The 18,188-nt window shown below is 67.9% G+C and carries 18 protein-coding genes; 9 read left to right on the top strand and 9 right to left on the bottom strand.

All coding sequences use genetic code 11. The annotated features are described in order from the left end of the window. The first annotated feature begins 46 nt into the window (after positions 1 to 46). The 3 genes from pnuC (at position 47) to ACFVJ5_RS17060 (ending at position 2,388) form a co-directional block, all read left to right on the top strand. The gene (gene pnuC, locus ACFVJ5_RS17050; protein WP_379221092.1) at positions 47 to 688 is read left to right on the top strand and encodes a nicotinamide riboside transporter PnuC; all 642 of its coding nucleotides are present in this window, start codon (positions 47 to 49) and stop codon (positions 686 to 688) included. Beyond that, positions 685 to 1,749 carry an AAA family ATPase gene (locus tag ACFVJ5_RS17055; RefSeq protein ID WP_379221094.1) on the top strand — a complete coding sequence of 355 codons (1,065 nt, stop codon included), beginning with the start codon at positions 685 to 687 and terminating at the stop codon, positions 1,747 to 1,749. The genes pnuC and ACFVJ5_RS17055 overlap by 4 nt, the downstream gene beginning before the upstream one ends. A gap of 150 nt (positions 1,750 to 1,899) precedes the next feature. Further along, positions 1,900 to 2,388 carry a DUF3558 family protein gene (locus ACFVJ5_RS17060; protein WP_379221096.1) on the top strand — a complete coding sequence of 163 codons (489 nt, stop codon included), beginning with the start codon at positions 1,900 to 1,902 and terminating at the stop codon, positions 2,386 to 2,388. A gap of 57 nt (positions 2,389 to 2,445) precedes the next feature. Here ACFVJ5_RS17060 and ACFVJ5_RS17065 read toward each other — a convergent pair whose 3' ends face one another. Then, complete coding sequence (locus tag ACFVJ5_RS17065) at positions 2,446 to 3,438, bottom strand: LLM class F420-dependent oxidoreductase (RefSeq protein WP_379221098.1); 993 nt, start codon at positions 3,436 to 3,438, stop codon at positions 2,446 to 2,448. Between the two features lie 183 nt (positions 3,439 to 3,621). Here ACFVJ5_RS17065 and ACFVJ5_RS17070 point away from each other — a divergent pair, with 183 nt between their 5' ends. Continuing rightward, complete coding sequence (locus ACFVJ5_RS17070) at positions 3,622 to 4,149, top strand: hypothetical protein (RefSeq protein WP_378633174.1); 528 nt, start codon at positions 3,622 to 3,624, stop codon at positions 4,147 to 4,149. On the opposite strand, the gene ACFVJ5_RS17075 is transcribed toward ACFVJ5_RS17070, so the two are convergent. After that, positions 4,128 to 4,814, bottom strand: a complete 687-nt coding sequence (locus tag ACFVJ5_RS17075) for a DUF899 family protein (RefSeq protein ID WP_379221100.1) — start codon at positions 4,812 to 4,814, stop codon at positions 4,128 to 4,130. The genes ACFVJ5_RS17070 and ACFVJ5_RS17075 overlap by 22 nt on opposite strands. Positions 4,815 to 4,893: 79 nt before the next feature. On the opposite strand from ACFVJ5_RS17075, the gene ACFVJ5_RS17080 reads away from it, so the two are divergent. Further along, positions 4,894 to 5,469 (top strand): TetR/AcrR family transcriptional regulator, encoded by a 576-nt coding sequence (locus ACFVJ5_RS17080; protein ID WP_379221101.1) that lies wholly within the window; start codon positions 4,894 to 4,896, stop codon positions 5,467 to 5,469. A gap of 357 nt (positions 5,470 to 5,826) precedes the next feature. Further along, positions 5,827 to 7,275: a magnesium transporter gene (gene mgtE, locus ACFVJ5_RS17085; protein ID WP_379221103.1), complete on the top strand. Its 1,449-nt coding sequence runs from the start codon at positions 5,827 to 5,829 to the stop codon at positions 7,273 to 7,275. Here the strand turns inward: mgtE and ACFVJ5_RS17090 are convergent. The 3 genes from ACFVJ5_RS17090 to ACFVJ5_RS17100 form a co-directional block, all read right to left on the bottom strand. Then, positions 7,272 to 8,252, bottom strand: coding sequence for a peptidase (locus ACFVJ5_RS17090; RefSeq protein ID WP_379221105.1), 981 nt, complete (start codon positions 8,250 to 8,252; stop codon positions 7,272 to 7,274). The genes mgtE and ACFVJ5_RS17090 overlap by 4 nt on opposite strands. 136 nt (positions 8,253 to 8,388) lie before the next feature. Continuing rightward, complete coding sequence (locus ACFVJ5_RS17095; RefSeq protein ID WP_379221106.1) at positions 8,389 to 9,333, bottom strand: hypothetical protein; 945 nt, start codon at positions 9,331 to 9,333, stop codon at positions 8,389 to 8,391. A gap of 20 nt (positions 9,334 to 9,353) precedes the next feature. Beyond that, positions 9,354 to 10,340 carry a hypothetical protein gene (locus ACFVJ5_RS17100; protein ID WP_379221108.1) on the bottom strand — a complete coding sequence of 329 codons (987 nt, stop codon included), beginning with the start codon at positions 10,338 to 10,340 and terminating at the stop codon, positions 9,354 to 9,356. A 393-nt stretch (positions 10,341 to 10,733) separates the two neighbouring features. Here ACFVJ5_RS17100 and nrdF point away from each other — a divergent pair, with 393 nt between their 5' ends. Next, positions 10,734 to 11,696 carry a class 1b ribonucleoside-diphosphate reductase subunit beta gene (gene nrdF, locus ACFVJ5_RS17105; protein WP_056812336.1) on the top strand — a complete coding sequence of 321 codons (963 nt, stop codon included), beginning with the start codon at positions 10,734 to 10,736 and terminating at the stop codon, positions 11,694 to 11,696. A 47-nt stretch (positions 11,697 to 11,743) separates the two neighbouring features. On the opposite strand, the gene ACFVJ5_RS17110 is transcribed toward nrdF, so the two are convergent. Further along, positions 11,744 to 12,700, bottom strand: coding sequence for a helix-turn-helix transcriptional regulator (locus tag ACFVJ5_RS17110; RefSeq protein ID WP_379221110.1), 957 nt, complete (start codon positions 12,698 to 12,700; stop codon positions 11,744 to 11,746). Between the two features lie 63 nt (positions 12,701 to 12,763). Between ACFVJ5_RS17110 and ACFVJ5_RS17115 the strand changes: the two genes are divergently transcribed. After that, complete coding sequence (locus ACFVJ5_RS17115; RefSeq protein ID WP_379221111.1) at positions 12,764 to 13,921, top strand: epoxide hydrolase family protein; 1,158 nt, start codon at positions 12,764 to 12,766, stop codon at positions 13,919 to 13,921. On the opposite strand, the gene ACFVJ5_RS17120 is transcribed toward ACFVJ5_RS17115, so the two are convergent. From ACFVJ5_RS17120 to ACFVJ5_RS17130, 3 genes are all read right to left on the bottom strand, one after another. Beyond that, positions 13,922 to 14,326, bottom strand: a complete 405-nt coding sequence (locus ACFVJ5_RS17120; RefSeq protein ID WP_379221113.1) for a hypothetical protein — start codon at positions 14,324 to 14,326, stop codon at positions 13,922 to 13,924. It lies immediately after the preceding gene. A gap of 152 nt (positions 14,327 to 14,478) precedes the next feature. Continuing rightward, positions 14,479 to 16,032 carry an AMP-binding protein gene (locus ACFVJ5_RS17125; protein ID WP_379221115.1) on the bottom strand — a complete coding sequence of 518 codons (1,554 nt, stop codon included), beginning with the start codon at positions 16,030 to 16,032 and terminating at the stop codon, positions 14,479 to 14,481. Then, positions 16,026 to 17,318, bottom strand: a complete 1,293-nt coding sequence (locus ACFVJ5_RS17130; RefSeq protein ID WP_379221117.1) for a lipase family protein — start codon at positions 17,316 to 17,318, stop codon at positions 16,026 to 16,028. The genes ACFVJ5_RS17125 and ACFVJ5_RS17130 overlap by 7 nt, the downstream gene beginning before the upstream one ends. A gap of 95 nt (positions 17,319 to 17,413) precedes the next feature. Here ACFVJ5_RS17130 and ACFVJ5_RS17135 point away from each other — a divergent pair, with 95 nt between their 5' ends. Beyond that, the gene (locus tag ACFVJ5_RS17135; protein WP_379221118.1) at positions 17,414 to 18,091 is read left to right on the top strand and encodes a TetR/AcrR family transcriptional regulator; all 678 of its coding nucleotides are present in this window, start codon (positions 17,414 to 17,416) and stop codon (positions 18,089 to 18,091) included. The last annotated feature ends 97 nt before the right edge of the window (positions 18,092 to 18,188 follow it).

Raw genomic sequence — 18,188 nt, forward strand, 5'->3', positions numbered from 1 at the left:
TGCGGGATTAATTATGGTCATTGAGACTAATAGTGAGGGTGGGGACATGAACGTGCTGGATCTGGTTGCCGCGCTGCAGCAGCCGTTGTTCACGCTGCTCGGAACGGCGGTGAGCTGGACCGAGGTGCTCGGATTCGGCAGTGGGGCGCTGTGCGTGTGGTTGGTCGCTCGCCAGCACATCGCGAACTGGCCGATCGGCATCGCCAACAATGTGTTCTTCATTCTGCTGTTCACCCAGGCCGGGCTTTTCGCCGATGCGGGGTTGCAGCTGGTGTTCATCGCGCTGGCCGGGTACGGATGGTGGACCTGGGTGCACGGGTCCTCACGCGTGACGCCGCTGCCCGTGCGCCGGACCACGCGGGTCGAATGGATCGTGCTCGCGGCGTGCGGAGTGCTCGGTACTGTCGCGATCACCGTGCTGCTCGACACCGCCACCGAGTCCACCGTGCCGTTCTGGGACGCGCTGACCACCGCGCTGTCGCTGATGGCGACCTATGGGCAGTGCCGCAAACGCCTGGAGTCGTGGTGGCTGTGGATCGCGGCCGACATCGTCTACATCCCGCTCTACGCCTACAAGGGGCTGTTCCTGACGGCGCTGTTGTATCTCGGATTTCTGGCGCTGTGTGTGCGGGGGTTGATCGCATGGCGGCGCGATGTGGTCGCGGCGCCGGTGCCGGTCGCCGCATGACGCGGTACGGGCACGGACTGGTACTGGGCAAGTTCTATCCGCCGCACGCCGGTCATCACCATCTGGTCCGCACCGCCGCCGCCCGCTGTGATCGGCTGACCGTATTGGTCTGCGCCTCGTCGGTGGAGTCGATCCCGCTCGCCGACCGGGTTGCCTGGATGCGCGAAATGCACGCAGATCCAGGGGTTTCCGTCGTCGGCGCCGTGGACGATGTGCCGATGGACATCACCGATCCTGCCGTGTGGGATGCCCATATGGCGGTGTTCTTCGCCGCTGTTCCCGACCCGGTCGACGCGGTGTTCACCTCGGAGGCCTACGGCGAGGAGCTGGGCCGACGCTTCGGCGCCGATGCGATCTGCGTCGACCCACGGCGACTGCGCCACCCGATCTCGGCGACCGCGATCCGCCGAAACCCCGTCGCGCACTGGGACTTCCTTTCCCCGCCGGTTCGCGCCGCGATGACCAAGCGGGTGGTGGTGCTCGGCGCGGAGTCGACCGGAACGACGACCATGGCGCGGGCGCTCGCCGCGCACTACGGCGCTCGCTACGTCCCCGAGTACGGCCGCGAATACAGCGAACGGAAGCTGGCCGCCCTCGGTCCGGGTGGGCACTGGTCCGACATCGGGTTCACCTCGCCGGAGTTTCCGCTGATTGCCGCGCACCAGCAGGCGAGCGAGGATCGCGCGGCCCGCGAAACCGGTCCGATACTCGTCTGCGATACCGACGCCTTCGCCACGACCATCTGGCACGAGCGCTATCTCGGCTACGCCCATCCCGGCATCGTCGCCGAGCACCGCCAGCATCTGTGGTTGCTCACCGACCATGCCGGCGTCGCGTTCGAAGACGACGGCCTGCGCGACGGCGAGCACCTCCGGCCGTGGATGACGGAGCGTTTTCGCGACGAACTCACCCGCACCGGACGCCGATTCGCCATGCTGACCGGTCCGCACGAGCAGCGCCTCGCCACCGCTGTCGCCGCTGTCGACGAGCTGCTGGCCGCGGGCTGGGCCATCGCGGATCCGCTGCCCGAGCGTGCCGCCACTGAACGGGCCTACCCCTAGTTTTCCGGCCGGGCGCGTGGTGTGGGTGTTCGTCACAGCCGCGGTGCGAGCGAGGTGGTGACCGACCAAGTCTTGTCGAAGGATCGCTCGGTGAGGTTGCCAGCCTTGTTAACGTGGCCGCGTTTTGCGATGCACGGTGAGAGGGAACGGATGAAGCGCGCGCTCATGGCGTTGGCGACCGGGGGATTGGCGTTGGCGACGCTCGTCGGATGTTCGAGCGAGGAGCCCCGGTCCGCGGAACCGAAGGCATTGTTCGAGCCGTGCGCCGGAGTCAGCGCGGATGCACTACAGAAGGCCGGTGTCGACCCCGCGACGAAGGTGGCGGCAGGTGCGGTGTCCGCCGGTTGGCAGACCTGCGAATGGACCGGCGCCACCGCCTACCTGAGGGTGTTCTCGACTTCGCGAACCCTCGAGGAGTTCGAAAGGGAAGCAGGTCCGACACCCTTCACCGACTACACAGTCGCGGGCCGCACCGGCCGTCGCCTCGGCGACGCCCCTACCTCCTGTGACATCCTCTTCGCCGCGTCCCAAGGCGTCATCCGCATGGTCGTCGTGAACAACCCCACCCAGCAGACCGCCGACGCCTGCACCACCCTGCGCCACATGGGCGATTCGATCATTCCGACCTTCCCGACCTGAGCCGAGTCCGCGCCCTGCGAAGCGAAGGCGCGGACCGCCCGAGTTCACCGGCGTGGATTACGCCAATGCCGGGATCACCTCGCGTTCGAAGAGTTCGATGCCGGAGGTGTCGTAGGCGGCTTCGGGGAAGTTGACGATGGTGTAGGCGAGGCCGAGGTTCTTGACCTTCGTGAGGCGTTCGACGATTTGTTCCGGAGTGCCGACCGCCGCGCTGGTCGCGAACTGTTCGTGCACGCGGGCTTTCGCCTCGTCGGCGCCGAGGAAGGGGGTGAAACGGTCGACGATGGTCGAAAGGCGTTCCTGCACTTCGGTTTCGGTGGTGCCCACGATGGCGTTGAAGTTCGAGCTGCGGGTGATCGCGGCGAAATCGGTGCCGACCTCTTCGCAGTGCTGACGCAGGATGTCGGACTTGCGGGCGAACTCGTCGGGGTCGCCGCTGAAGTTGGTGTAGTCGGCGTATTTGGCGGCGATGCGCAGGGTCTTCTTCTCGCCGCCACCGGCGATCCAGATCGGAATCCCGTTCTCCTGCAACGGTCGTGGGTGCACGATGGCGTCGTCGACCTGGTAGTACTTGCCGTCCAACGTCGCTCGGCCGGTCTTCCACGCCTCGCGGAAGATCTGTACGCCCTCGTCGAGGCGGCCGAGGCGCTCACCGGCAGGCGGGAAGCCGTAACCGTAAGCGCGCCACTCGTGTTCGTACCACCCGCCGCCGATGCCCATCTCCACCCGCCCGCCCGAGATGAGGTCGACGGTGGCCGCCACCTTGGCCAGGTAGGCGGGGTTGCGGTAGCTCATGGCAGTACACATCTGGCCCAACCGCACGCGGGAGGTGGTGGCCGCGAACGCCGCCATCAACGTCCACGCCTCGTGGGTGGCCTCGTCGGTGGGAACGGGTGTGGTGTGGAAGTGGTCGTAGACCCAGATCGACTCCCAGTCGGTGCCCGCGTCGAACCGCTGGGCCAGGTCGCGCATCACCGACCACTGGTCGGCCGGTTCGATACCGACCAGATCCAGCCGCCAGCCCTGGGGAACGAAGATGCCGAAGCGCACAGGTTTTCTCCTGGAGTGAGTAGAGCTCGAGCGGCGCCACACGCCGCGGCTGTCGAGATCCACTGTTCCACTTCTGCGCGCTCAGGCAACTATTGTGCGCGCACCGCGCTGAACCCTGGACCGGCCGTTATGCGCCGAAAATCAGTTGGCACGCGGGGAGAACCCGGGCATGCTTGCGGGCGTATGAACAATATTTCTCCACCCCGCCTCGGCGTCGACTTCGGCCGAGTGATCCAAGGGGCAGCGCTCGAACCGGGCGCCGCGGACACCGTATTCCTGTCGGGTGGCTTCGACGAAGCGATGAGCACTCCACCCGGTCCCGATGCGTTCGCCGTGCTCAACCGGCTGGTGAGAGCCTTCGACGGCAACGCCTGGGTGATCTCCAAATGCGGTCCGCGCATCGAACAACGCACCAGGCAATGGCTCGACCATCACGACTTCGCCGCGCGCACCGGCATACCCCGAGAACACTTGCGCTTCTGCAGAACTCGCGCGGGCAAGGCGCCGCACTGCGCCGAACTCGGCATCACGCACATGATCGACGACCGGCTCGACGTGCACGTGATCCTGCGCGACCTGGTGCCCCGGCTGTACCTGTTCGGCGCGCAGACCGGGCCGATCCCGCCGTGGTTGACCCACACGCCCGACTGGCCTGCGGTCGAGCGTGCGGTGGGCGCTGATCTCGCAGGTCAGGCGCTCGGGTCGCCGTAGGACGCGGCGACGTCCTTGCTGCTCGGCCAGCCGCTGTAGGTCGGTGACTGCGGCCAGCCCTCGGGGCTGTCCTGCCATTCCTCCTGGCGGCCGTAGGGGAGCGCGTCGATGAGGCCGAAGGTGTAGGCGAGTTGTTCGGTGCCGCGGCCGTCGGTGTGCCAGCTGCGGTAGACGGTGTCGCCGTCGCGCAGGAAAGTGTTCACGGCGAAACCCGCCCCGGGCCCGGCGCCCATGTCGGCGCCGAACGGGCTGTCAGCGGTGGAGTACCAGGTCATCGCGTTGCCGACGCGCTTCTTGTAGGCGAGCACCTCGTCCATCGGCCCCTGCGTCACGATGACGAATCGCGCGTCGTAGCCGTCGAGGAAGTCCAGCCGCGCGTACTGCGCGGTGAGGCCGGTGCAGCCGGGGCACTGCCAGGTGTTCCCCGGTGTCCACATGTGGTGATAGGTGATCAGCTGCGAGTGTCCGTCGAAGACCTCGGCGAGCGAAACATCGCTGCCGTCTTCGGCTTTCAGTGTGTAGGCGGGCAGGCGGACGGCGGGCAGGCGCCGGCGCTGGGCGGCGACGGCGTCGAGTTCGCGGGTCGCGGCCTTCTCCCGGATCCGGAGCTGATCGAGTTCGGCCTGCCAGGCATCCTGATCGACGATGGTGGGCAATGCGGTCATAGTGAGCACCCTTCGATGTGTACGGCGTGCACATTTGATATGTTCACACCGTACACTTCGCCGGAAGGGGGTTCAAGAGTTGGCGTATCACCACGGTGACCTCGCGGCGGCATTGGTCGAGGCCGGGCTGGAACTCACCAGATCCGGCGGTCCCGATGCCTTGACCATCCGTGCGGTCACCCGCCGGGTCGGCGTCACGCCGAACGCCGCCTACCGGCACTTTCCCGACCGGCGAGCCCTGCTGCGCGCGGTCTCGGCCGCGATCGAGTCCAGGATGGCCGAGGGGATGGAGCGCAGCCCGGCGACCCCGCGTGCGAGCCTGCGCGCGGTCGGCCTGGGCTATATCGGCTTCGCGTTGCTCGAGCCCGGCTGGTTCGCGGTCGCGTTCTTCGGCGCCGGTGACACCTCGCCCGAGTCGGTCGTCGACTCACCCGCCTACCTCGCCCTCGCCGACGCGCTCGACATGATGGTGCACATCGGTGATCTCGCCCCGGCGGCGCGCGCGGGCGCGACCTGGAGTTGCTGGTCCACTGTGCACGGATTCGCGGAACTGGCGTTGCGCGGGCCGTTGCGGCACCTGGACCGCGCCGAACTGTGGCCGCTCGCCGAACAGGCCGTGGACACTGTCATCGCGGGACTGCCGTCGACGGTGTGATCGGTATCACTGTGACCAGTGGTACGCGAGCTGAAGGTGAAACGATCGGCCCTCGCATGTAGTCTCGTCAGTGGAAGGGTGTGCCCGAGTGGGTACTCCAAGCGATCCGCGGAGCGATCACCCGCGGCGACTGCGAGGAGGTGGGGTTGCAATGCGCAATGAACCTCCCAGTCGAAGGCCGCGCGGCGTCGCCCCTTCGTCTTCGTACTGCCGATCCTGACCTGCTCGGTCCGGACTGTGCGTGCCGGCCTCGGTGGTGGACGCCCCGCGGTGTGAACCACCGTCACTCGTTCCACTTCTCGCGCATCCTGTAGCTGTGCCGCAGGCGTGTGCGCTGTCACGCCAGAGGACTCGATCATGTCGAACGTCGATCTCGTCACCACCCGTCATGTACCCACCGAAACCGTTGTGCCCGAGGTGGTTTCACCGCGCCGCGCAGCCGTGGAGGACCACGCTGTCACCGAGGCGCTCGCGATCCTGTCCGAATCGGTGCGCGACATCGTCGAGACCCACCGGGTCTGTGGCGGCCTGGACTGGCTCGACAACCGCCCGCCGCACGTCATCGCCGACGCGCTGGCCCGTATGGACGCCGTGCAGGCCGGTGTCGTGTTCCGGCTGCTCGACAAGGAGCGCGCGCTCAGCGTGTTCGAGGAGCTGGAGCCGGTCGACCAGCAGCAGATCCTGCAGGGCCTGCGCGAGAAGAGCTTTCGCGATCTCGTCGAGGCGATGGACCCCGACGACCGCGCCCGCATGCTGCACGAAGCGCCCGCCAAGGTCGCCAAGAAGGTCCTCGCCGGGCTGAGCCCGCGCGAGCGCCGGATGACCGCCACGCTGCTCGGCTACCCCGAGGGCTCGGTCGGGCTGTACATGACGCCGGAAGTCGTTGCGCTGCCGGACAATCTGACCGTCGCGCAGGCGCTGGGTTGTGTGCGCGCCAAGGGTGCCAACGCCGAAACGGTCTACACGCTGCCCGTGGTCGATCGCGGCCGCCGCCTCACCGGCATCGTCGAACTGCGCGAACTGGTGCTGCACTCGCCGGACGCGATGGTGTCCGAACTCGTCGTCACCGAGCCGCCGTTCGTGCGGGCCACCGATGCCGCGGAGAAGGCCGCCCGGCTGATGAGTTCCACCAACCTCATCAACCTGGTGGTCGTCGACAGCGAGGACCGGGTGGTCGGGCTGCTCACCATCGACGACGCGATGGAGGTGCTCGAGGCCGCCGACAGCGAGGACGTCGCCAAGCAGGCCGGTTCGGCGCCGTGGGAGGGCCACTACATGGCCGCCAAGGTGTTCCAGCTGGCGCGGTATCGGGCGCTGTGGTTGATGTTGCTGCTGTTCGCGGCGACCCTGACCGTGAGTGTTACCGATATGTTCGCCACGACCCTCGAACAGGCCGCGAGCCTGGCGCTGTTCATTCCGTTGCTGATCGGGGCAGGCGGCAACGCGGGTGCGCAGGCGGCGACGGCATGCGTGCGCGCGCTGGCGGTCGGCGAGGTGCGGGTCTCGGATCTGTTCAAAGTGATCTGGCGCGAATGCCGGGTCGGGCTGGTGCTCGGCAGCATGCTGGCCGCCGCCGGGCTGCTGATCGGCACGGTGTTCGTGGGGCCGAAGATCGCCATCGTCGTAGCCATCACGCTGGTGGTCATCTGCGGTTGGGCGGCCACCATCGGCGGCACGATGCCGTTGCTGGCCAAGAAGTTCCGGATCGACCCCGCGGTCGTGTCGGCGCCGATGGTGACCACCCTGGTCGACGCGACCGGGCTGATCATCTACTTCACCACCGCGAAGCTCGTGCTGAGAATCTAACGCTGCGGAAAGAGCGTGAGCGCCTGTGCCATGACGTCTTTCGCGACGTCGTCGGTGGCGGCGACCACCTCGACCACCGGGATGCGCCTGCCGAAAACGGTGGATTCGGCGGGCAGTTCCGGGCCGACGGCCGCGGTGTAGATCGGGATCGAGCTGTCGTACACCGAGACCGAACGGTGCACGGTGCGACCGTTGATGTGGTCCTCGGTGCTGTTGGCGGCCAGATACGCGGGCACGCGGTACTCGTAGCTCACGGTGATCTTCTCGCCGCGATAACCGAACAGGCACTGGGTGAGCCGCTGTTCGTCGTCGGGGACGGCGCCGGCGAGTTTGCCCCGGACCGTGCACGGATCCGCGCCGAGGAGCACGGTCGGCGCGGTGTCGGGGGAGGTGCCCTGCTTCGGTGACTGACGCCAGCGGTCGATCATGCCCGGCATCAGTTCGTCGGCGACCGTGCACGGGTTCTTGCCCGGTGTGGACAGGCCGAGATAGAAGGCCGCGCTCGACGGGAACTGGGCGGTCACGCCGCAGGCGCGCGGTTCGCCCGTGTCGCGGTCGGGGACCGTGCGGACGTTCGCGTCGCCGATCTGCCTCGTGGTGCCCCGGCCGCCGGCGGACAGGCTGCTCAGCAAGGTGGCGTGCCAGGTCAGGGTCGAGCCCTCACCGGCGGTGTCGCTGCCGATGATGGCCCGGCACGAATCCAGGCCGACGGTCACGCTCTTGACCTCGCCGAGTCGTGCCAGGGTGTCGCGCGGCAGCAGCGCGCAGACGTCGACCTGGCGGGTCGCCTGGGCCACCTCGGCCCGCTGGGCCGGATCCTGGGGAACCTTCGACCAGAACTCGGGCGGCTGGGCGGGAATCACCGGTGCGGGCGGCGGCGGCAACTCCGCGTAGTCGGGTGGTGTGCCCGCGTCGTCACTCCCGCATCCGGCGCACACGAGCAACGCGGCAGCGGCCAGCGCCATCCTGCGATACATCGGCACCCCTGTCCTCGACAGATACGGGCCCGGACCCGCGCCCGACCACCGAGTCTGCCCGCGACGGCAACACTCGCGCAAACATCACGCCAGGTCGTTCTCAGAACGTTGTCGTCATCGCACCGGCGCCGAGGTGTCAGCGCACCAGCGGCAGAGTTTCGCGCATGACTTTCTCCGCGATGGCCGAGTGGGCCGTGACCGAGACCGTCGGCACGCGCCGACCGAGCAGTGCGTCGGTCGGCCCCGGCGCGAGGCCGGGACCGACGACGGCCGACAGCGACGCCATGTCGGCCTGGGCCGTATCGAATCGGTACACCTGGCGCGAGCCCACGGTGAAGGCCGGGGTGTCGTCGATGATCGAGCGTTCCTCGTTGTAGTCGAAGGTGACGATCGCGTCGTGCCCGTCGACGCTCACCTTGCACGTGGTGACGCGCTGATCGGCCACCGGCACCCGAACGCCGAGCAACGGCGCGACCGCGCACGGATCTGCTCCGGTGATCACCGCCCGATCCGAATCCGGCGAGGAACCCTGGGGCGGCTCCTCGCGCCACTCGGTCAACGCGATCCGCACCAGCGTCTTCGCCGTCGCGCACGCGTCCTGCGGCGCCCGCACGCTGAAGGACAGGTCGGCCCCCGCCACGAACCGCGCCCACGCCTGACAGGCCCCGCGCACCTGCGGATCATCCGACGCGGCGGGCTCGTCGTTGAACAGCACCCGCACGTCGCCCATCGACTCCTCGTCCACCGGACCGTCCATGCTCGGCTCGCCCTCGAACATCACCCCGGTACTCCAGGTCGCGTCGATGCCGGTGAGATGACCCGGCACGGCGATACTGAGCCGGCACTGATTCGGATGCACGTTCTCGACGTCGCGCACTGTGCCGAGGGTGCCCAGTGCCACGCGGGGGAGTAGCGCGCACACATCGATCGCCCTGACCTTACGCAGAACCGCGACCTTCTCCTGATCGGAAACCGCTGCGGTGGACCAGAATCCACCATCGGGCATGGAGTCCGGTGCGGGTTCGCTACCGCAGGCGACCATCGTCAGCACTGCGGTGGCGAGCAGGATGAGCTGTCGCACAGGGGTTCTCCTTGTCCGGTTCAGGCGGCGGGGAAGAGTTCGGTGGTCGAGCGGAGGACGGATTCGAGGGCGGCACGGTCGGTGCCGAAGACTCGGATGGTGGGGACGGCGGGGCCCATCAGCTCCGATCCCGGTCCGGGCAGGCTGGGGCCGACTATCGCTGTGTACGAGGCATATTCGCTCGCGTCATCGGTGGGGCCGTACCCGGTGTGGCCGTTGACGGTGAAGATCGGCTTGCCGCTGTCGGCGTAGCCCCGCGCCTCGTAGCCGTAGTCCACATCGATGGCCGCACCGCGGAAAGTGAACTGGCAGGACCAGATCCGCAGATCGAGGACGGTGACCGCGGCATCGAGCGCGGCGGCGACCTCGCACGGGTCCTTGCCGTGCAGTGCGGTCCGCGGGGTGTCCGGGGAGGTGCCCTGTGCCGGTTCGGCGGCGAGTCCGCCCATCGCGCGGGCCAGTGCGGACCGGGCGGCCGGGCACGGTTCGGTGCCCAGCGGTGTTCGCACGTGTACCGGGAGCGTGGTCGTATTGGCGAAAGCCGCGGTGGCGAGACAACTTCGGTCGAGCTGTCCTTCGACCTGGGGGCCGTTGTCGAGATCGCGCAGAACACCGACGGTGATGCCGTCGACCTCCTCGCGCTCGGACTGCCCCCAGCCGTACCCGTTCGGCGCGACACCGATCGACCAGCTGACCGAGGTGCCCTTGCCGCGCTCGGTGGAGTCGAACGTCGCTTCGCACTTGTTCGGGCCGTCGTTCTCGACCGCGAGCAAGGTGCCGATCTTCGCCAGGTCGGTGCGGGGGACGAGCGCGCACGGGTCGATCGCGCGCAGGCGTCGCAGCAGTTCGAGGCGCTGACCGTCGGAGGTGGGCGCCGTCTTCCAGTACGCGGGCATCGCCGAAGCTGCCTCGATCGGGGTGACCGGCCTGTGTTCGGGCAGGTCTTCTTGACAGGCGGTGAGCCCGATCATGACAGCGGCGGCCACCGCGCAACGACGCCACAGCATCGACAATCCCCCTCGCGCGGGACGACTCCCGCCTCCCTCCGGCTCGCGGTCGAGCCCTGTCGAACGCCCAGTGTGCCGGAATCGGCGCCCCGTATCCGCACCGGGCCCGGGTGCGCCGGGCAGTGGCGGCGCTCACCGGTGAAGCGGGTGCCGGCACACATGTGGCGAATCACTGGCGATGCGATGGTGGTGACTTCGCGATCGTGCCGCACAATGGGGGCCGCGTGTGTGGCGCGGGTGTTCGGCCGGTCAGGTCGAGTTCTGCGCGCCGCAACACAAGCTGTAGTGCTCCCCGAGGTTGTCACCCACTACGAGTAGTGTTCGTGGGTGAAGGGCTTCGCGCACGGCGGCGGGTGCGGGTCAACAGGTCTGGCGGAAAGGTGTGGAGGCGGAATGAAGCTCATCGATCGGGCGTCGGCCATCAATTGGAATCGGGTGCCCGATGAGAAGGATGCCGAGGTCTGGGATCGGCTGACCGGCAATTTCTGGTTGCCCGAGAAGGTCCCGGTGTCCAACGACATCCCGTCCTGGAACACCCTCACGCCCGACGAGAAGCAGCTCACCATGCGGGTCTTCACCGGCCTGACGCTGCTCGACACCATCCAGGGCACCGTGGGCGCGGTCTCGCTGATCCCCGACGCGATCACCCCGCACGAGCAGGCGGTGTACACCAACATCGCGTTCATGGAGTCGGTGCACGCCAAGAGCTACAGCTCGATCTTCTCCACCCTGTGCTCCACCAAGGAGATCGACGAGGCGTTCCGCTGGTCGGAGGAGAACCGCAACCTGCAGCGCAAGGCCGAGATCGTCCTCGGCTACTACAACGGTGACGACCCGCTCAAGCGCAAGGTGGCCTCCACGCTGCTGGAGAGCTTCCTGTTCTACTCCGGCTTCTACCTGCCGATGCACTGGTCCTCGCGGGCCAAGCTCACCAACACCGCCGACATGATCCGCCTGATCATTCGCGACGAGGCCGTGCACGGGTACTACATCGGCTACAAGTACCAGAAGGGCCTCGAGCTGGTCTCCCAGGCCGAGCGCGACGAGCTGAAGAACTACACCTTCGAGCTGCTCTTCGAGCTCTACGACAACGAGGTCGACTACACCCAGGACCTCTACGACGAGGTCGGCCTCACCGAGGACGTCAAGAAGTTCCTGCGCTACAACGCCAACAAGGCGCTGATGAACCTCGGCTACGAGGGCCTGTTCCCGAAGGACGAGTGCGAGGTGAACCCGGCGATCCTGTCGGCCCTGTCGCCCAACGCCGACGAGAACCACGACTTCTTCTCGGGTTCGGGTTCCAGCTATGTCATCGGTAAGGCGATCAACACCGAAGACGAGGACTGGGAGTTCTGAGCGAATTCGATTCGAACGGCGGCGGAGCGTTTTCCGCCGCCGTTCCGCTATTGCGGGGTGGTCGCCCTGGTGAATCGCGCGGCGATCAGGCGCAGGTGCTCGACCAGTTCCGGGCCGTGCTCGATGTCGAAATCGGTGTCGAGGGCGCCGAGCAGGAAGGTCAGGCCGCGCGGATTGTCGGCACCGATCTCCAGGCGGCAGGAGTCGGCGTCGATCGGTTGCACGGTGCCGTAGGTGGCCGCGGAGCGGGCCGGTTCGGAGTCGGCGGGCACGTGTAGTCGCACGACGGCGCGGTAGGGCCAGAGCTGGGCGACACCTTTCGCGACGTGTGCCGCGGCGTCGCCACCGGGGATCTCGCGCGGTGAAAAGCGCGGGCCCACCGGGATTTTCGGTGACATGCGGTCCACCCGGAAGGTGCGCCAGTCGTCGCGGTCGATATCCCAGGCCACCAGGTACCAGCGTGGGCCCCAGGTGACGAGTTCGTGCGGTTCGGTCTCGCGACGGGATTCGCGGTCACCGCTGCGATAGTCGAAGCGCAGGCGCTGTCGGTCGCGGCACGCGGCCGCGATGGCGGACAACATCGCCGGATCGACATCGACGCGGGCCCGGCCGGGAGTCTGGACGTTCGAGACCTGCATGGCGTGTACGCGGTGCCGCAATCGCGCGGGCAGCACCTGCTCCAGTTTGACCAGCGCGCTGAGCGCGGTCTCGCCGATGCCGCTCACTCCGCTGATCGACGCCGTGCGCAGGGCGATCGCCATGGCGACGGCTTCCTCGTCGTCGAGCTGCAACGGCGGCAGCTGCGCACCCGCCTCGAGGTGGTAGCCACCGTCGATGCCCTTCACCGCGCGGACCGGGTAGTCCAGTGCGCGCAGCTTGTCGATATCGCGGCGCACTGTGCGGGTGCTGACATCCAGGCGCGCGGCGAGCTCGTCGCCGGACCACTCGCGCCGGGTCTGCAGCAGGGAGAGCAGCCGAAGTAGCCGCGCCGAAGTTTCTTTCACGAATTCGACTCTGCCAGTGCTATAGGACAGAAGGTGTCCGCTTGTGGTCATACCGTTGTTCTCATGAGCAACGAGATCACCCCGTTCCACGTCGACATCCCGCAGTCCGACCTGGACTATCTGCAGGCCAGGCTGACCGACGCGCGCTGGCCCGCCGAGCAGCCCGGCGCCGAGTGGAGTCGCGGTGTGCCGGTCGCGTACCTGCGCGAGCTGGCCGAATATTGGCGGACCTCCTACGACTGGCGCGCGGCCGAGGCGGAACTGAACAAGTTCGCGCAGTTCACCACCGAGATCGACGGCCAGCGCATCCACTTCCTGCACGTGCGGTCGGCGAACCCCGATGCCACGCCGCTGATCCTCACGCATGGTTGGCCGGGTTCGGTCGTCGAGTTCCTCGATGTGATCGGTCCGCTCACCGACCCCGCGGCCCACGGCGGCGACCCGGCCGACGCCTTCCACCTGGTGATCCCGTCGCTGCCCGGCTTCGGCTTCTCCGGTCCGGTCACCGAGGAGGGCTGGGATCCGGCGCGCATCGGCAAGGCGTGGGTCGAGTTGATGAGCAGGCTCGGTTACGAGAGCTACGGCGCACAGGGCGGTGACTGGGGCGCGTTCGTCACGCCGGAGGTGGGGCGCGCGGGCGGCGACAAGGTGATCGGCGTGCACGTCAATGCCGCGACCTTCGGCTACATCCCGTTCGGTCCGGTCTCCGACGACGAGAAGGCGACGATGACCGCCGCCGAGCTCGCCCGGCTGGACCGCCTCGCCCTGTTCAAGAGCGAGGGCAACGGCTACTTCACGATCCAGGCATCACGCCCGCAGACCGTGGCCTACGGCCTGCACGATTCGCCGATCGGCCAGCTCGCGTGGATCGTGGAGAAGTTCAAGGAGTGGACTTTCCCGGCCGCGGGCCTGCCCGAGGATGCCGTGAACCGGGATCGGCTGCTGACCAACGTGATGCTGTACTGGCTCACCGGCACCGCGGGGTCGTCGGCCGCGCTGTACTACGAGGCCACCCACGTTCGCTCCTGGAAGACCGCGCCGCTGACCACGCCTGTCGGCGTCGCGGTTTTCGCCGAGGACATCGCGATCCGGCGCTACGCCGACGCGGACACCGATATCGTGCACTGGTCGGAGTTCGACCGTGGCGGCCACTTCGCGGCGATGGAAGTGCCGGACCTGCTGGTCGACGACATCCGCGCGTTCTTCCGCGGACTGCGCTGATCAGCGATCCCAGGGCGCCCGCAGTGACGGGTCGTCGAAGGCCTCGGCCGCGTCCCGGTAGAGCTCGGAGATTCGATGCTTCACCGTGGCGCGGTCGGCCTCGGAGATGTGCGCCTCGTCGAGGCGGGACGCGGCGTTGGTGACCGCGTGGAAGACCCGCGTCGGTTTGCCGTCGATGATGTCGGCGACCGGGAACTTGTAGTCGGCCTCGGTCGCCGGATTACCGCCGGGCTCGCGATACAGGTAGATGCTCGCCAACTTGAGCGCGTCGCCGTCGGCCCACTTCAGTGCGTCGTGTTCGGCCTTCGGGCCGCTCCACTTGTGGTCGCGGGGCGCCCACGGCAGGTCGAGATCGGCGGCGTTGTCGGATGCGGGCGGGACTCGATCATCGGCATGCTGAGCCATGTTTCCTCCTCGAGCGCTGGGTGGCCGAGCTTGGTCGCCGGGCGGGCGCGACGTCATGGAGCACTGTTGGCCATGATAGCAATGGGGCCGCTACCAGCGGTTTCTCCGCAGAGCGGGCGGCGCCGACCCCTCGTCGGCGCCGCCGAGTTCGGTCAGCCCAGCGCGGCCAGGCCGCGGCGGTCGATCTTGCCGGTCGGGGTGCGCGGTAGTTCGTCGACGAACAGCACATCGCGTGGGGCTTTGAAGCGGGCGAGGTGGGTTTTCACGTAGGTGCGCACGGTTTCGGCGTCCAGCTCGCCCGCGGGGACGACGAACGCGGCGAGCCGCTGGCCGAATTCCTCGTCGGGCACACCGATCACCGCCGCTTCGGTGATCGACGGGTGCCGGTAGAGCAGGTCCTCGATCTCGCCGGGGAAGACGTTCTCACCACCGGAGACGATCATGTCGTCATCGCGTCCGTCGATGAAGAGCCTTCCACCGGAATCGAAGTGACCGAGGTCGCCGGTGCTCATCAGGCCACCACGGATCTGCTTGGACCCGCCGCCGGAGTAGCCGTCGAAGGCGATGGTGTTGCCCACATAAACGGTGCCGACCGCGCCGGGCTCGCTGATCCGGGTGCCGTCGGTGTCGTAGAGCGCGACGGTGATCCCGACCGGCGCCTTCCCCACGGTGCCGGGAGCGGCGATCCAGTCCTGCGGGGTGGCGATGGTGGCTGTGCCGGTTTCGGTGCAGCCGTAGAAGTTGTAGATGACCGGGCCGAAGGTTTCGATCGCCCGGGTGCCCAACGACGAGGGCAACGCGGCCCCGGCGGTGAACACGATCCGGAGGGAACTGGTGTCGTTGGCGGACAACAGCTCTGGGTCCAGATCCAGGATGCGACGCAGCATGGTGGGCACCAGCACGACCATGTCGGCGCGATGCTCGGCGATCTGGGCGAGCGCGCGTGCGGCGTCGAACCGGCCGTGCAGCACGATCGTCGACCCCAGATTCAGCGAGAGGATGAACTGGGACAGTGCGGTGCCGTGGAACAGCGGCGCGCACAGCAGCACTGTCTGCCCGCGTCGCAGCGGGACCCGGTCGACGAATTGTGCTGCGGCCAAGGGGGATTCGACTCGCCGTGGCGCGCCCTTGGGCGTACCGGTGGTGCCGCCGGTGAGCAGGACGAAACCGCCCTGCTGTGTGGGCGTGCCGATCGGTGTGGCGTCGGGACGAATGGTGGTGTCCAGCAGGACTATCCGTTCGGGTAGATCCAGAGCCGTCGCGGACAGGGCAGGGTCGAGCACGAGGGCGCTGACCCCCTCTCGGTCCAGCACGTCACGCAACTGCGCCGCACCGAAGCCGGTATTGAGCAACACCAGTCGAGCGCCGAGTTTCGCGGTGGCGGCCATGGATTCGACCAGCCGCACTCCGTCGGGACAGAGCACGCCGACCGTGTCACCCGCGTCGAGGCCGTCGGCGTGCCAGGTGGCGGCGAGCGCGTCGGTGCGACGGTCGAGCTCCCGGTAACTGATCCGCTCGCCGTCGCAGATCAACGCGATGCGGTCGGGCGCGCGTCGCGCCGAGGAACGGATCCCGCCGGCGATCGGGCCGAACGCGCGCATGGTGCGGGCGGTGCGCAGGATCTGCGCGGGGTGACGCGGATCGATGATGCCGGCCCGTGCCAAGGCGCGGATCTGGCGTAGCGAGGTCGTGGCGGCGCTCAACATACGCGCGGCCCCGGATCGGCGCCCGCGGCGACCGCGAGCAACCAGGCGACCGTGCCCAGTTCGGGGACGATCTCGGCACTGATGTGCTCCGAGAACGGCACCCGGATCATCCGCATGTTCACACCGCGGGCGCAGTAGTCGGCGGCGATCTTGTCGATCGCCAGTTCGGCGGGCAGCAGTTGATCGGTGGTCGAATGCCACATCAGCAGCGGCATATCGGGGGTGTTCTCGGGTCTGCCGAAACTCGCGGCCGACAGCGCGGGTCGCGCGGCGGCCAGTGCGGCCGCTGGATCGGTCAGATACTCCGCCATCGGGCGGAGCAGGGTGGTCGCCACGGAGGTGTAGAGACAACGTTCCCGCAGGTCGTCGGCCACCCGGCGGCCTTCCGGAGTCAGGTACTGCCGCAGTTGGTCGTCGAAGTCGGGGTATTCGCGGGCCAGTCCGAGCACGGCGAGCCAGCCGGTGAAGTTGGCTTGCGGCTGCTGTCCCGAGATCGCGAACGGTGCGATCGCGACCTTGTCGCCGGGGATCCCACCCTGCACGCTGCCCTTGATGTCGAGTTCGGGAGCGTAGTGGCGGCGTTGCTCGGCGGCCGAGGCGGACGCGTTGCCGCCCCCGGAATAGCCCCACAACCCCACCGGTGCGGCGTCGAGTCCGAGTCCGCCGCGCTGGGCCGCGCGGATGCCGTCGAGCACCATCCGACCCTCGCTGGGCGACATGATCGTGTTCTCTTTGCCGTCGAAATCGGTGACCACCACGGCCGCGCCCGCCGCGAGGAACTGGCTCATGATGGCCACCTCCTTCTGGATGCCCGCGCGCAGGGTGTACGACGGATTGCACTGCCGGCCGAGGCTGTCGATCGCCTCCTGATACGAAATCAGCGGGCGCGCACCGGGGCCCAGCCACGGGATGCCCGGCATCAGCACGGTGGTGGCGGTGGCGATCGGGTTGTCGTGGACGTCGGAGCTGCGCAACAGGAGTTGGGTGGTGTGCACCGGGGCCGGGATGCCGAGCACGTGCGTCTGCACCACCCGGCTGCGGATCACATCGCCGTTGGCGTAGCCGGCGAGATCGGCCGGATCGGCGTACCAGGGGTCGTGCTGCGGCGTGGGGATCGGCACGACCGCCGGATACACCTGCGCCTCGTTCGGCAGTGGCGGCAGTTCGAAATCCTGGGCGCCCGCCGGACCCGCTGCCACCAGCGCCGACATCGCGAGCAGAGGCAGGGCTCGGGCGCCGAGGCGTCGGAACCGGGGCGACCGGCAGGTGGCCGTGCTGCGCTGCATGGCATCTCCTTCGATAGGTGATGCTGATTACAGCACGGTGGCTTGTTGATAACAAGAGTTCTTGTTTATATTCCGGAATCTGTAGGCTGAGCTGCGTGACGTCGACCGACAAGAGCCAAGTCCGCTCCCGGCGCATCCAGGGCCTGGACGCCGAACAGCGCCGCGCGCGCAGGCGCGAACAGATCCTGGCCGCCGCCTTCGACCTGATCGCCGCCGACGGCTACGTCAACACCGCGATCGAGCAGATCTGCCAGACCGCGTTCGTCGGCAACAAGGCCTTCTACGAGCTCTTCGACAGCAAAGAAGACTGCTATCTGGCGCTGCTGCAGCAGCAGAGCGAACGCGCGCAGGACAAGGTCGCCACCGCGCTGTCGGAATCCTCGAGCGCCCGCGACGACGTGGTCGCCGCCGTCATCGGCGCCTTCGCCCATTCGATGGTCGACGACCCCCGCGTGGCGAAGGTGACTTTCGGTGAGGCCAGCGGCATTTCGGCGAAGGTCGAACAGCAGCGGCGCGTCAACCGCCGCTGGGCTGCCCAGTTCCTCGAAACCCTGTGGCGCGAATACGGATTCGTGCCCCCCGAGGGAATCGGCGTCGACCTGCACGCCCTCGCTGTCTCCACGATCGGCGGCCTGTTCGAAACCGTCGCCGACTGGCTCCACACCGACGCGGGTGCGACCGGCGACATCGACGTCCTGATCAGAGATCTCACGGCCTTCATCGAGATCGTGCACCTGGGACTGGCCGCGGCGGCGGACCGTTCAGGGCACTGAGGTCGCTGAGGGCGCAGCCCCGAGGGTGGGTTTCCGCGCCACGAAGGTCGACGTCGGCGGGGCAACGCCCTCTTGTCGTCGTATGGCGACAAATGAT

Origin of the sequence: Nocardia sp. NPDC127606 (genome assembly GCF_042671725.1) — a bacterium.
Classification (GTDB): Bacteria; Actinomycetota; Actinomycetes; order Mycobacteriales; family Mycobacteriaceae; genus Nocardia.